Consider the following 13,176-nt stretch of genomic DNA (forward strand, 5'->3'; position numbering starts at 1 on the left):
GCTCCGCCCACCCGTCTCGGTGGGTGGGTAGGGTCCCGTCCCCGGGGCTTCGCCCCAGACCCCGGCGGGGCTTCGCCCCCGGCTTTCCCGGCCGCCCACCCGTCTTGGTGAGTGAAGAGGATCCCTCCCTGGGCTTCGCCCCAGACCCCGGCGGGGGCTTCGCCCCCTGCACCCCCGGCTTTCCCACCCGGCCACCCGTTGTGAAAAGGGCCCCTCCCTGGGGCTTCGCCCCAGACCCCAGCGGGGGCTCTGCCCCCTGCCCCCCCGGTTTCCCGGCCCTCTGCCCGGCTCGGTGGGGGAGAGGCGCCCTCCTGGGGCTCTGCCCAGGTCCCGGCGGGGGCTTCGGACCCCGTACACCGGGCGGTGCCCGGTTGTTCGGGGGCTTGAAAGGGGGGTACCGGAATCTCGTGTCCGTCTTGTGTGTTAGTCCCGTAAACGGTCCTTCGATCGGGCTGGAGGGGATCCTGGAGCTCTGGATCGCTACCATGGGGGCTCCGGAGCCTGACTGGGGGACCCGGATCGCGCACGAGGAGTCCTCTTGCCAGACGAGGCCCAGCCACTGACTGCCGCCAAGCCCGAGTCCGCCTCGGCGCCCGCGGCGAAGCCCGCGTCGCACGCGAAGAGCGACACCCGTGGGACGGCCGAGCACGCCCAGTCCGCCCCCGTAGGCAAGTCGACCGAGGCCGCGCGCCCCAAGCCGGCCCCGACCGAGCGTCCCGCGCCGCCGCCCGTCGTGCGCCCCTCCGTCGGCCAGCCCGGCCGTTCCGGCTCCTCCAACCGCGTCCGCGCCCGCCTCGCCCGTCTCGGCGTGCAGCGCGCCAACCCGTACAACCCGGTGCTGGAGCCGCTGCTGCGGATAGTGCGCAGCAACGACCCGAAGATCGAGAACTCGACCCTGCGCCAGATCGAGCGCGCCTACCAGGTCGCCGAGCGCTGGCACCGCGGCCAGAAGCGCAAGAGCGGCGACCCGTACATCACGCACCCGCTCGCCGTGACCACCATCCTCGCCGAACTCGGCATGGACCCGGCCACGCTGATGGCGGGGCTGCTGCACGACACCGTCGAGGACACCGAGTACGGCCTGGACCAGCTGCGCCGGGACTTCGGCGACACCGTCGCCCTGCTCGTCGACGGCGTCACCAAGCTGGACAAGGTTAAGTTCGGCGAGGCCGCGCAGGCCGAGACCGTACGCAAGATGGTCGTCGCCATGGCCAAGGACCCCCGCGTCCTGGTCATCAAGCTCGCCGACCGCCTGCACAACATGCGCACCATGCGTTACCTCAAGCGCGAGAAGCAGGAGAAGAAGGCCCGCGAGACGCTCGAGATCTACGCTCCGCTCGCCCACCGGCTGGGCATGAACACCATCAAGTGGGAGCTGGAGGACCTCGCCTTCGCGATCCTCTACCCCAAGATGTACGACGAGATCGTCCGCCTCGTCGCCGAGCGCGCCCCCAAGCGGGACGAGTACCTCGCCATCGTGACCGACGAGGTCCAGGCCGACCTGCGCGCCGCGCGCATCAAGGCGACCGTCACCGGCCGGCCCAAGCACTACTACAGCGTCTACCAGAAGATGATCGTCCGCGGCCGTGACTTCGCGGAGATCTACGACCTGGTGGGCATCCGCGTCCTGGTCGACACGGTCCGCGACTGCTACGCCGCTCTCGGCACCGTGCACGCGCGATGGAACCCGGTACCCGGCCGGTTCAAGGACTACATCGCGATGCCCAAGTTCAACATGTACCAGTCGCTGCACACGACGGTCATCGGCCCCAACGGCAAGCCGGTCGAGCTGCAGATCCGCACCTTCGACATGCACCGCCGCGCCGAGTACGGCATCGCCGCGCACTGGAAGTACAAGCAGGAGGCCGTCGCCGGCGCCTCCAAGGTCCGTACCGACGCGCCGAAGCCCGCCGGCAAGGCCGGCAAGGACGCGGGCGCCATCAACGACATGGCGTGGCTGCGGCAGTTGCTGGACTGGCAGAAGGAGACCGAGGACCCCGGCGAGTTCCTGGAGTCGCTGCGCTTCGACCTGTCCCGCAACGAGGTCTTCGTCTTCACGCCCAAGGGCGACGTCATAGCGCTCCCGGCGGGCGCCACCCCGGTGGACTTCGCCTACGCCGTCCACACCGAGGTCGGCCACCGCACCATAGGAGCACGCGTCAACGGCCGGCTCGTTCCGCTGGAGTCGACCCTGGACAACGGCGACCTGGTGGAGGTCTTCACCTCCAAGGCGGCCGGCGCCGGTCCCTCCCGCGACTGGCTCGGCTTCGTCAAGTCCCCGCGCGCCCGCAACAAGATCCGGGCCTGGTTCTCCAAGGAGCGCCGGGACGAGGCGATCGAGCAGGGCAAGGACGCCATCGTCCGCGCGATGCGCAAGCAGAACCTGCCGATCCAGCGCATCCTGACCGGCGACTCCCTGGTCACCCTCGCGCACGAGATGCGCTACTCGGACATCTCCGCGCTGTACGCGGCGATCGGCGAGGGGCACGTCTCCGCGCCGAACATCGTGCAGAAACTGGTGCAGGCGCTCGGCGGCGAGGAGGCGGCCACCGAGGAGATCGACGAGAGCGTGCCGCCCTCGCGCGGACGCTCCCGCAAGCGCCGCTCCAGCGCCGACCCGGGTGTCGTCGTCAAGGGCGTCGACGACGTGTGGGTCAAGCTGGCCCGCTGCTGCACTCCGGTCCCCGGCGACCCGATCATCGGCTTCGTCACGCGGGGTAGTGGCGTATCGGTTCACCGCAGTGACTGCGTCAACGTGGAGTCACTGTCGCGTGAGCCCGAGCGGATCCTCGACGTCGAGTGGGCGCCCACCCAGTCCTCGGTCTTCCTGGTCGCCATCCAGGTCGAGGCCCTGGACCGCTCCCGTCTGCTCTCGGACGTCACACGCGTCCTGTCCGACCAGCACGTCAACATCCTCTCCGCGGCCGTCCAGACCTCCCGCGACCGCGTCGCCACCTCCCGCTTCACCTTCGAGATGGGCGACCCCAAGCACCTGGGGCACGTCCTGAAGGCCGTGCGGGGCGTGGAGGGCGTCTACGACGTCTACCGGGTCACGTCGGCGCGCAGCCGGGCGTAGCCGCCACCGGACGAGTCCGGGGGAAAGACAAGTACAGAGAACGGCTGAGGGCCCCCGTAGGCGCTACGGGGGCCCTCAGCCGTCAGTGGAAGCGTCGCCGGATCCAGGCGAACCCGGATCCGGATCCAGGCGGACCCGGATCAGCCGCCGAACTCCTGGAGGCCCTTCAGAGCCTGGTCCAGGAGCGCCTGGCGGCCCTCAAGCTCCTTCTCGAGCTTGTCGGCCCTGGAGGAGTTGCCCTGGGCGCGGGCCTGCTCGATCTGCCCCCGCAGCTTGTCCACGGCGGCCTGGAGCTGACCGGTCAGACCCTCGGCACGGGCCAGCGCCTCCGGGTTCGTCCGGCGCCACTCGGCCTCCTCGGCCTCCTGGATGGCCCGGTCGACCGTCTGCATCCGGCCCTCCACCCGCGGACGGGCGTCGCGCGGTACATGGCCGATGGTCTCCCAGCGCTCGTTGATCGAGCGGAAGGCTGCGCGGGCGGCCTTCAGATCCGTGATCGGCAGGAGCTTCTCGGCCTCTCCGGCCAGCTCCTCCTTCAGCTTCAGGTTCTCGGCCTGTTCGGCGTCCCGCTCGGCGAACACCGAGCTGCGGGCGGCGAAGAAGACGTCCTGGGCACCGCGGAAGCGGTTCCACAGGTCGTCCTCGTGCTCGCGCTGGGCACGGCCGGCTGCCTTCCACTCCGTCATCAGCTCGCGGTAGCGGGCCGAGGTGGGACCCCAGTCCGTCGAGCCCGACAGCGCCTCGGCCTCGGCGACCAGCCGCTCCTTGGCCTTGCGTGCGTCCTCGCGCTGCGCGTCCAGCTGCGCGAAGTGCGCCTTGCGCCGCTTGGAGAACGCCGACCGGGCGTGCGAGAAGCGGTGCCACAGCTCGTCGTCGGACTTGCGGTCCAGACGCGGCAGCCCCTTCCAGGTGTCCACCAGCGCGCGCAGCCGCTCCCCGGCCGCCCGCCACTGATCGGAACGGGCCAGCTCCTCGGCCTCCGTGACCAGCGCCTCCTTGGAGTGCCGGGCCTCGTCCGCCTGCCGGGCGCGCTGCGCCTTGCGCTCCTCACGGCGTGTCTCGACCGTCCCGACCAGCTTGTCCAGGCGGGCACGCAGCGCGTCCAGGTCGCCGACCGCGTGGTGCGCGTCGATCTGCTCCCGCAGATGGCCGACGGCGGCCTGGGCGTCCTTGGCCGACAGGTCGGTGGTCTGCACTCGCTTCTCGAGGAGGCCGATCTCGACAACCAGGCCCTCGTACTTGCGCTCGAAGTAGGCCAGCGCCTCCTCAGGGGAGCCGGCCTGCCAGGAACCGACGACCTGCTCGCCATCGGCCGTACGCACGTACACGGTCCCCGTCTCGTCGACGCGGCCCCACGGGTCGCTGCTCACAGCGCCTCCTCCACATGATGCCTGCGGAGGGCCTCGAAGCTCCCCCGGGCATCGTCCACAGTTTCGTCACCGCCAACATAGGCGACCGGCGGGTGGCCTGTCCGCATCCAGCGCGACCGAAATTTCCCAGCCGGTCGTCGCTGCCGTCAGGACTTCGTCACCGTCGCCTTGTTGATCACCACGGTCGCGTTCGGGGCGGTGTTGCCCGTCTCCGGATCGGCGGGCTCCGCGCCTGCGTCCGCGATCTTCTTCAGCACCTTCATACCCGACTCGGAGACGGTGCCGAAAGGCGTGTAGCTGGGCGGGAGAGGACTGTCCTGGTACACCAGGAAGAACTGGCTTCCACCGGAGTGCGCCTGCCCCGTGTTGGCCATCGCCACGGTGCCCGCCGGATAGACGTCGCCCTTCAGGCTTTTGTCCTTGAGGTTCTCGTCGGGAATCGTGTATCCGGGACCACCCCGGCCCGTACCCTCCGGGTCGCCGCACTGCAGGACATAGATGCCCTCGGCGGTGAGCCGGTGGCACTTGGTGTGGTCGAAGAAGCCCTTTCCGGCCAGGAAGTCGAAGGAGTTCACGGTGTGCGGTGCCGCGGACGCCTTCAGGTCCAGGTCCATCCCGCCGCACGTGGTGTCGAGCGTCATCGTGTACTTCGCCGACTTGTCGATGGACATCGCCGGTTCCTTGGCCCAGCTCAGCTTCTTCACCGAGCCCGCGGCCGGCTTCGCGCACGGGTCCGGCGCCTTGCTGGTGGCCGAGGCGCTCGGGGTGACCTCGGCGCTCGCGTTGGCCTTGTCGCCCTTGCCGTTCTTCAGCACCCCGGTCGTGTACAGCGCGACACTGCCGATCAGGACCACGCCCAGTACCGACGCGATCACGGAGGTGCGTACGCGTGACTTGCGCCGCGCGGCGGTGCGCCGCTGCTGCTGCCGCAAGAACTTCTCCCGGGCGAGCTGACGCCGCCGCTGCTCCTGGCTGACCACCGCGTTCTCTCCTCATGCGTCTCGTGTGTCCACCGGTCACGGGTGCGTCGCCCGAGGCGGCCACCCGCGTGTGCCCGTACCGTATATGGGTTACCTGAGGATCCGGCAGCGCCGGTAGGCTCTGACAACAGCTGCAGCCGCCCGTAATCGACACAACGAAGGACGATCGTGCTCATTGCCGGGTTCCCCGCCGGGGCCTGGGGGACGAACTGCTACCTCGTCGCCCCCGCCGCCGGTGAGGAGTGCGTGATCATCGACCCCGGCCACCAGGCCGCCCAAGGCGTCGAGGAAGCGGTCAGGAAGCATCGGCTCAAGCCCGTCGCCGTCGTTCTCACCCACGGCCACATCGACCACGTGGCCTCGGTCGTCCCGGTGTGCGGCGCGCACGACGTACCGGCCTGGATCCACCCGGCCGACCGGTACATGATGAGCGACCCCGAGAAGGCGCTCGGCCGGTCCATCGGCATGCCGCTCATGGGCGAGCTGACCGTGGGGGAACCGGACGACGTGAAGGAACTGGCCGACGGCGCCGAGCTGAAGCTGGCCGGCCTGGAGTTCTCCGTCGCGCACGCGCCCGGCCATACCAAGGGGTCGGTGACCTTCCGGATGCCCGGGGCCGCGGACATCCCGCCGGTCTTCTTCTCCGGGGATCTGCTGTTCGCCGGCTCCATCGGACGCACCGACCTGCCCGGCGGTGACACGGCCGAGATGTTCGACTCGCTGGCCCGCGTGTGCCTGCCGCTCGACGACTCGACCGTGGTGCTGTCCGGCCACGGCCCCCAGACGACCATCGGCCGGGAGCGCGCCACCAATCCCTATCTGCGGCAGGTGGCCGCCGGCCCGGGAGCGGACCTGGACGACGCTCCCCGACGAGGAATGTGACGAGAGACCTTCCGTGAGCACCTTCAAGGCCCCCAAGGGCACGTACGACCTGATCCCGCCGGACTCCGCGAAGTACCTGGCGGTCCGCGAGGCGATCGCCGCCCCGCTGCGCAACTCCGGCTACGGCTACATCGAGACCCCCGGCTTCGAGAACGTGGAGCTGTTCGCACGCGGCGTCGGCGAGTCCACCGACATCGTGACCAAGGAGATGTACGCCTTCGAGACCAAGGGCGGCGACAAGCTCGCCCTGCGCCCCGAGGGCACCGCCTCCGTGCTCCGCGCCGCCCTGGAGGCCAACCTCCACAAGGCCGGCAACCTGCCGGTCAAGCTGTGGTACTCCGGCTCCTACTACCGCTACGAGCGCCCCCAGAAGGGCCGTTACCGCCACTTCTCGCAGGTCGGCGCGGAGGCGATCGGGGCGGAGGACCCGGCGCTCGACGCCGAGCTGATCATCCTGGCCGACCAGGCCTACCGTTCGCTGGGCCTGAGCAACTTCCGCATCCTGCTCAACAGTCTGGGCGACAAGGAGTGCCGTCCGGTCTACCGGGCCGCCCTCCAGGACTTCCTGCGCGGCCTGGACCTGGACGAGGACACCCGCACCCGGATCGACATCAACCCGCTGCGCGTCCTGGACGACAAGCGGGAGTCGGTGCAGAAGCAGCTGACGGGCGTCCCGCTGCTGCGCGACTACCTGTGCGACGGCTGCAAGGCGTACCACGAGGAAGTGCGGGCGCTGCTGGAGGCCCAGGGAGTCGCCTTCGAGGACGACGCCAAGCTGGTCCGCGGACTCGACTACTACACCCGCACCACCTTCGAGTTCGTGCACGACGGGCTCGGGTCCCAGTCCGCGGTGGGCGGCGGCGGCCGGTACGACGGCCTGTCCGAGATGATCGGCGGCCCCGCGCTGCCGTCGGTGGGCTGGGCGCTGGGCGTGGACCGTACGGTCCTGGCCCTGGAGGCGGAGGGAGTCGAGCTCCCAATCCCGTCGGCCACCAGCGTGTTCGCGGTCCCGCTCGGCGAGGAGGCACGCCGGGTGCTGTTCGCGAAGGTCTCCGAACTGCGCAAGGTGGGCATCGCCGCCGACTTCTCCTACGGCCACAAGGGCCTCAAGGCCGCCATGAAGGCGGCCAACCGGTCCGGTGCCCGCTTCACGCTCGTCGCCGGTGAGCGCGACCTCGCCGACGGCGTCGTCCAGCTCAAGGAGATGGAGTCCGGAGAGCAGACGGCGATCGCGGTCAACGAGATCGTCGCGGAACTGGAATCCCGCCTCGGCTGACGCTCCTCACGCAAGGGCGCCGGTGCTCGTCCCGGCACCGGCGCCCTTCGCCGTTCCGGCCGCGGCCGCCTCCCGGACTCAGCCCGCCCGCCGGTCCTTCCAGCGGAACGTCAGAAGGCAGAGCACCAGTCCGCCGGCGCACCAGGCCGCGAGCACCAGGGCGATCCGCCCGAACTCCCAGCTCCCCGCCTGTTCCAGCACCCGCGCCGAGTCCGGCAGGAACACCCCGCGCAGGCCCTGGCACAGCCACTTCAGCGGGAAGAGGGCGCCGACGTTCAGCATCCAGCCGGGGAGGGCGTCGACCAGGATGTAGACCCCGGAGATGAACTGGAGCACCAGGAACGGCAGCACGACCACCGAGGCTGCGCTCTTCGCCGACCTGGGCACCGAACTGATCGCGATGCCCAGCAGCGCGCACCCGGTCAGGCCGAGCACGAAGATCCACGCGAAGTGGAACCACCGGGTCGCGTCGGAGGGCAGCCGGACGCCGTACAGCGTGGTGCCGACGAGCAGCAGGATCGCCGTCTCCAGCAGGCCGGTGAAGAGAACCAGCCAGATTTTCCCCAGGAAGTACGCCGTCGGTGGCATCGGCGTGCCGCTCAGCCGGCGCAGCGCCTTCTCGTCCCGTTCGACCGCGATCGATATGCCCAGGGACTGGAAGCTGGTCGACATGATGCCCGAGGCCAGCATCGAGGAGACGTAGAGCTGCGAGGCGGTGACGCCGGTGCCGCTGACGTCGTCGTGGAAGATCGACGCGAACAGGAACAGGAACACCACCGGGAAGGCGAAGGTGAACACCACCTGCTCGCGCTGCCGGAAGAACTGCCTGATCTCCAGGGCGCCCCGGTGCAGCCCGATGCCCCACGCCCCGGGCAGCCGCGCGGCCGCCGCCCCGGCGCGGGTCCGTCCGGCCGTCGAGGTCATCACGCGTCCTCCTGTCCGGTCAGCCGGAGATAGACGTCCTCCAGCGTGGGGCGGCCCACCCGCAGGCCCGGTATCTCTCCGTCGAAGCGGCGCATCAGGCCGGCGACGGTCCTGGTGGGGGTGCCGGTGTGCTCGGTGCGCGGGGTGCCGTCGGGTTCCGTCCACTCGACGGTGGCGCCGGTGGCGTGCCGTTCCCGCAGCTCGCGAGAGGTGCCCTCGGCGACGATCCGGCCCCGGGCGACCACCGCCAGCCGGTCCGCGAGGGCCTCCGCCTCCTCCAGGTAGTGCGTGGTCAGCAGGATCGTCGTGCCCTCCTGCGCGAGCGTGCGGATCAGCGTCCAGAACCGGCGCCGCGCCGCCGGGTCGAAACCGGTCGTCGGCTCGTCCAGGAGCAGCAGCTCCGGCCCGCCGATCACCCCGAGGGCCACGTCCAGCCGACGCCGCTGGCCACCCGACAGCGCCTTGATCCGGCTCCCCGCCTTCGCCTCCAGACCCACCAGGGCGATGACCTCCTCCGGGTCGCGCGGCCGGGGGTAGTACCGGGCGAAGTGCCGCACGGTCTCGCGGACCGTCAACTCGGCGGGCGCCGATTCGTCCTGCCAGACGATTCCGACGCGCGAGCGCCACGCGCGCGTGGCGCTCGCCGGGTCCGCCCCCAGGACCGAGACCTCGCCCGCGTCCCGTGAGCGGTGGCCCTGGATGATCTCCACCGTGGTGCTCTTGCCCGCGCCGTTGGGTCCGAGCAGCCCCAGGACCTCGCCCTTCCTGATCGCCAGGTCCATTCCGTCGACCGCGGTGACGTCCCCGTACCGCTTGCGCAGCCCCCGTACGTCCACCGCGAGTTCGTTTCGCGTCATGGTCCGAGCATCGTCCGGAACCGAACGTTCGGATCCGGCCGTGCACACCTTCGTGTCACCACCTGACGGTGTTCACACACGCACGTGCGGCACAATGGCCGTGCCCGAAGAAGGTCCAACTCACAAGTGACGGAATCGGCGTGATGAGCAAGACGACAGTCAAACACGTCTCCGCGGAGCCCGAGCCGGAGCGCGCGGTGACCGCGCCGCGGACGGTGGGCGGCAGCCGCGCCTTCGCGCTGCTGCTGGTGATCACCGGAGCGGCCGGTCTGCTCGCCGCGTGGATCATCACGATCGACAAGCAGAAGATCCTCGAAGGCAAGCTCAGCGGCAAGACCTTCACCCCGAGCTGCAGCCTCAACCCGATCGTGTCCTGCGGCAGCGTCATGGAGAGCAAGCAGGCCACCGTCTTCGGGTTCCCCAACCCGCTGCTCGGCCTGGTCGCCTACGGCATCGTCATCTGCGTCGGCATGAGCCTGCTCGCCCGCACCACCTTCCCGCGCTGGTACTGGCTGACCTTCAACTTCGGCACGCTCTTCGGCGTCTGCTTCGTCACCTGGCTCCAGTTCCAGTCGCTGTACCGCATCAACGCGCTGTGCCTGTGGTGCTCGCTGGCCTGGGTGGCCACGATCGTCATGTTCTGGTACGTGACCTCCTTCAACATCCGCAACGACTTCCTGCCCGCCCCGCGCCCGGTGAAGAACTTCCTCGCCGAGTTCACCTGGGTGCTGCCGGTCACGCACTGCGGTGTCATCGTCATGCTGATCCTGACCCGCTGGGGCACCAGCCTCTGGGCCTGAGCCGGAGCGGTGATCACCGTCCGGCCACGTTGTCGGTGGTGTGCCATAGGGTTTCAGCGTGGAGCCCGACCTGTTCACCGCCGCAAGTGAAGAACGCCAGGAGAAGGACCCGGCCGCGAGTCCCCTGGCGGTCCGGATGCGCCCGCGCACCCTCGACGAGGTGGTGGGCCAGCAGCACCTGCTCAAGCCGGGCTCGCCGCTGCGCCGACTGGTCGGCGAGGGCGCGGGCGGCCCTGCGGGACCCTCCTCGGTGATCCTGTGGGGCCCGCCCGGCACCGGCAAGACCACCCTGGCGTACGTGGTCTCCAAGGCCACCAATAAGCGCTTCGTGGAGCTGTCGGCGATCACCGCGGGCGTCAAGGAGGTCCGCGCGGTCATCGACGGCGCCCGCCGCGCCTCCGGCGGGTACGGCAAGGAGACTGTCCTCTTCCTGGACGAGATCCACCGTTTCAGCAAGGCCCAGCAGGACTCCCTGCTCCCGGCGGTCGAGAACCGCTGGGTGACCCTGATCGCGGCCACCACGGAGAACCCGTACTTCTCGGTGATCTCCCCGCTGCTCTCCCGCTCGCTCCTGCTCACCCTCGAACCGCTCACCGACGACGACGTGCGCGGTCTGCTCCGCCGCGCGCTCACCGACGAGCGCGGCCTGAGGTCGGCCGTCGGCCTCCCCGAGGACACCGAGAGCCATCTGCTGCGCATCGCCGGCGGCGACGCCCGCCGCGCCCTGACCGCCCTGGAGGCCGCCGCCGGGGCCGCCCTCGACAAGGGCGAGACCGAGATCGGCCTGACCACGCTCGAGGAGACCGTCGACCGGGCCGCGGTGAAGTACGACCGCGACGGCGACCAGCACTACGACGTCGCCAGCGCCCTGATCAAGTCCATCCGAGGCTCCGACGTCGACGCCGCCCTGCACTACCTGGCCCGGATGATCGAGGCCGGCGAGGACCCCCGGTTCATCGCCCGCCGCCTGATGATCTCCGCCAGTGAGGACATCGGGCTGGCCGACCCGCACGCGCTGCCCACGGCGGTCGCCGCCGCCCAGGCCGTCGCCATGATCGGCTTCCCCGAGGCCGCACTGACCCTCAGCCACGCCACCATCGCCCTGGCCCTCGCCCCCAAGTCCAACTCGGCGACCACGGCCATCGGCGCAGCCCTGGACGACGTACGCAAGGGACAGGCCGGAGCGGTCCCGCCCCATCTGCGGGACGGGCACTACAAGGGCGCGGCCAAGCTCGGCCACGCGCAGGGGTACGTCTACCCGCACGACCTGCCCGAGGGCATCGCCGCCCAGCAGTACGCGCCGGACGCCCTGAAGGACCGCGAGTACTACTCCCCGGGACGGCACGGCGCCGAGGCGCGGTACGCGGACGCGGTGGAGTGGACCCGCAAGCACCTCGGTCGGAAGCGGTCCTGAGCGCCCTGTAGACTGCCGGGAAGCGCTGAGTTCCGTGTCCGGAACCCCGAAAGGGGAACCGGCGCCACCAGAGCGGGACATTCAGCCGGAACTCCGCCGTTCCAGGACGGCGGGGATCCAGGAGCGTCGCGCACCGTCGAACGGTGTCGCGGGCAGCCCACCACCACCCGGAGCTCCGGGAGCGGTCGGTGGGCCACTCGCGTGCTGCACGTATGTGCCCAGACCAGGGGAGCGGCTGCCCACCAGGCCCGGCAGGGCCCCGGCGGGTTTCCCCGGCTGCGGATGCGACCTCCCCTAACCCTGGTGAAGCCGTATTCGCACAGAAAAAACGAGGTGTTTGGTTCATGGCGAACCAGTCCCGCCCCAAGGTCAAGAAGTCGCGTGCCCTCGGCATCGCGCTGACCCCGAAGGCCGTCAAGTACTTCGAGGCGCGTCCCTACCCGCCGGGTGAGCACGGCCGTGGCCGCAAGCAGAACTCGGACTACAAGGTCCGTCTGCTGGAGAAGCAGCGTCTGCGTGCTCAGTACGACGTCAGCGAGCGTCAGCTCGTCCGCGCCTACGAGCGTGCCGCCAAGACGTCGATGAAGACCGGTGAAGCCCTGGTCATCGACCTCGAGAAGCGTCTTGACGCCCTGGTGCTGCGTTCGGGCATCGCCCGCACGATCTACCAGGCCCGCCAGATGGTCGTCCACGGCCACATCCAGGTCAACGGCAAGAAGGTCGACAAGCCGTCCTTCCAGGTCCGTCCCGACGACGTGGTCCAGGTCCGCGAGCGCAGCCGCGAGAAGACCCTCTTCCAGGTTTCCCGCGAGGGTGGCTTCGCCCCCGACGGCGAGACCCCGCGCTACCTCCAGGTGAACCTCAAGGCCCTGGCGTTCCGCCTGGACCGCGAGCCGAACCGCAAGGAGATCCCGGTGATCTGCGACGAGCAGCTCGTCGTCGAGTACTACGCCCGCTGATCACCGGCAGGCCGTAGCACCACAGCACCACCCGGCCCGCCGTCTCCCCGCCCTTCCGGGCGGGCGGGACGGCGGGCTCGCTCGTTCCACCGGCGCACGGGCGCGAAATCCGGTACGGAGCCCCACCCCCGGCGCGATAGGCTCGGTGCACGACTTTCTCGATGTACAGGCACGTTTCAGGGAGCGGGTGCGCACAGTGTCCGGTGGAGAGGTGGCCGGGATCCTGGTGGCCGTGTTCTGGGCGATCCTGGTCTCCTTCCTCGCCGTCGCACTGGCGAGGCTGGCCCAGACGCTCAAGGCGACCACCCGGCTCGTGGCGGACGTGACCGACCAGGCAGTTCCGCTGCTGGCCGATGCCTCCCAGGCGGTGCGCTCCGCACAGAGCCAGATCGACCGCGTCGACGCGATCGCCTCCGACGTCCAGGAGGTCACGTCCAACGCCTCCGCGTTGTCGACCACCGTCGCCTCCACCTTCGGCGGTCCGCTGGTCAAGGTCGCGGCCTTCGGATACGGCGTGCGCCGGGCGCTCGGCGGCCGCAAGGAGGACGTGCCCGGCAAGGCGTCGAGGCGTACCGTGATCGTGGGCCGCACCGTCCCGGCCGCGCGGCGGGGGAAGCGGAACAACCGGGAGAAGTAAG

At 70.2% G+C, this 13,176-nt stretch carries 11 protein-coding genes; 7 read left to right on the top strand and 4 right to left on the bottom strand.

Features of this window, described 5'->3' with window-relative positions; all coding sequences use genetic code 11:
* Positions 1-538 precede the first annotated feature (538 nt).
* Positions 539-3,076, top strand: a complete 2,538-nt coding sequence (locus TNCT6_RS26145) for a bifunctional (p)ppGpp synthetase/guanosine-3',5'-bis(diphosphate) 3'-pyrophosphohydrolase (RefSeq protein WP_141362741.1) — start codon at positions 539-541, stop codon at positions 3,074-3,076.
* A 140-nt stretch (positions 3,077-3,216) separates the two neighbouring features.
* On the opposite strand, the gene TNCT6_RS26150 is transcribed toward TNCT6_RS26145, so the two are convergent.
* Together TNCT6_RS26150 and TNCT6_RS26155 are read right to left on the bottom strand one after the other, a co-directional pair.
* Positions 3,217-4,446: a DUF349 domain-containing protein gene (locus tag TNCT6_RS26150; RefSeq protein ID WP_141362743.1), complete on the bottom strand. Its 1,230-nt coding sequence runs from the start codon at positions 4,444-4,446 to the stop codon at positions 3,217-3,219.
* Between the two features lie 146 nt (positions 4,447-4,592).
* Entirely contained in the window at positions 4,593-5,426 is an 834-nt protein-coding gene (locus TNCT6_RS26155) for a peptidylprolyl isomerase (protein ID WP_141362744.1), read from the bottom strand.
* Positions 5,427-5,594: 168 nt separating this feature from the next.
* Between TNCT6_RS26155 and TNCT6_RS26160 the strand changes: the two genes are divergently transcribed.
* Both TNCT6_RS26160 and hisS read left to right on the top strand, forming a co-directional pair.
* Positions 5,595-6,308 (top strand): MBL fold metallo-hydrolase, encoded by a 714-nt coding sequence (locus TNCT6_RS26160; RefSeq protein ID WP_141362746.1) that lies wholly within the window; start codon positions 5,595-5,597, stop codon positions 6,306-6,308.
* Positions 6,309-6,321: 13 nt separating this feature from the next.
* On the top strand, positions 6,322-7,584 hold the full coding sequence (gene hisS, locus TNCT6_RS26165; protein ID WP_141362748.1) for a histidine--tRNA ligase: 1,263 nt from the start codon (positions 6,322-6,324) through the stop codon (positions 7,582-7,584).
* Positions 7,585-7,662: 78 nt separating this feature from the next.
* Here hisS and TNCT6_RS26170 read toward each other — a convergent pair whose 3' ends face one another.
* Positions 7,663-8,508: an ABC transporter permease gene (locus TNCT6_RS26170; RefSeq protein WP_141362750.1), complete on the bottom strand. Its 846-nt coding sequence runs from the start codon at positions 8,506-8,508 to the stop codon at positions 7,663-7,665.
* Complete coding sequence (locus tag TNCT6_RS26175) at positions 8,508-9,365, bottom strand: ABC transporter ATP-binding protein (RefSeq protein ID WP_141362752.1); 858 nt, start codon at positions 9,363-9,365, stop codon at positions 8,508-8,510. The genes TNCT6_RS26170 and TNCT6_RS26175 overlap by 1 nt, the downstream gene beginning before the upstream one ends.
* 143 nt (positions 9,366-9,508) lie before the next feature.
* On the opposite strand from TNCT6_RS26175, the gene TNCT6_RS26180 reads away from it, so the two are divergent.
* The 4 genes from TNCT6_RS26180 (at position 9,509) to TNCT6_RS26195 (ending at position 13,175) form a co-directional block, all read left to right on the top strand.
* On the top strand, positions 9,509-10,165 hold the full coding sequence (locus TNCT6_RS26180) for a vitamin K epoxide reductase family protein (protein WP_141362754.1): 657 nt from the start codon (positions 9,509-9,511) through the stop codon (positions 10,163-10,165).
* Positions 10,166-10,223: 58 nt separating this feature from the next.
* Complete coding sequence (locus TNCT6_RS26185; protein ID WP_141362756.1) at positions 10,224-11,579, top strand: replication-associated recombination protein A; 1,356 nt, start codon at positions 10,224-10,226, stop codon at positions 11,577-11,579.
* Between the two features lie 344 nt (positions 11,580-11,923).
* Positions 11,924-12,538, top strand: a complete 615-nt coding sequence (gene rpsD, locus TNCT6_RS26190; protein ID WP_100567868.1) for a 30S ribosomal protein S4 — start codon at positions 11,924-11,926, stop codon at positions 12,536-12,538.
* 187 nt (positions 12,539-12,725) lie between these two features.
* On the top strand, positions 12,726-13,175 hold the full coding sequence (locus TNCT6_RS26195) for a DUF948 domain-containing protein (RefSeq protein ID WP_172633025.1): 450 nt from the start codon (positions 12,726-12,728) through the stop codon (positions 13,173-13,175).
* Position 13,176: the final 1 nt, after the last annotated feature.

The sequence above is a fragment of the Streptomyces sp. 6-11-2 genome, assembly GCF_006540305.1.
Lineage (GTDB): Bacteria > Actinomycetota > Actinomycetes > Streptomycetales > Streptomycetaceae > Streptomyces.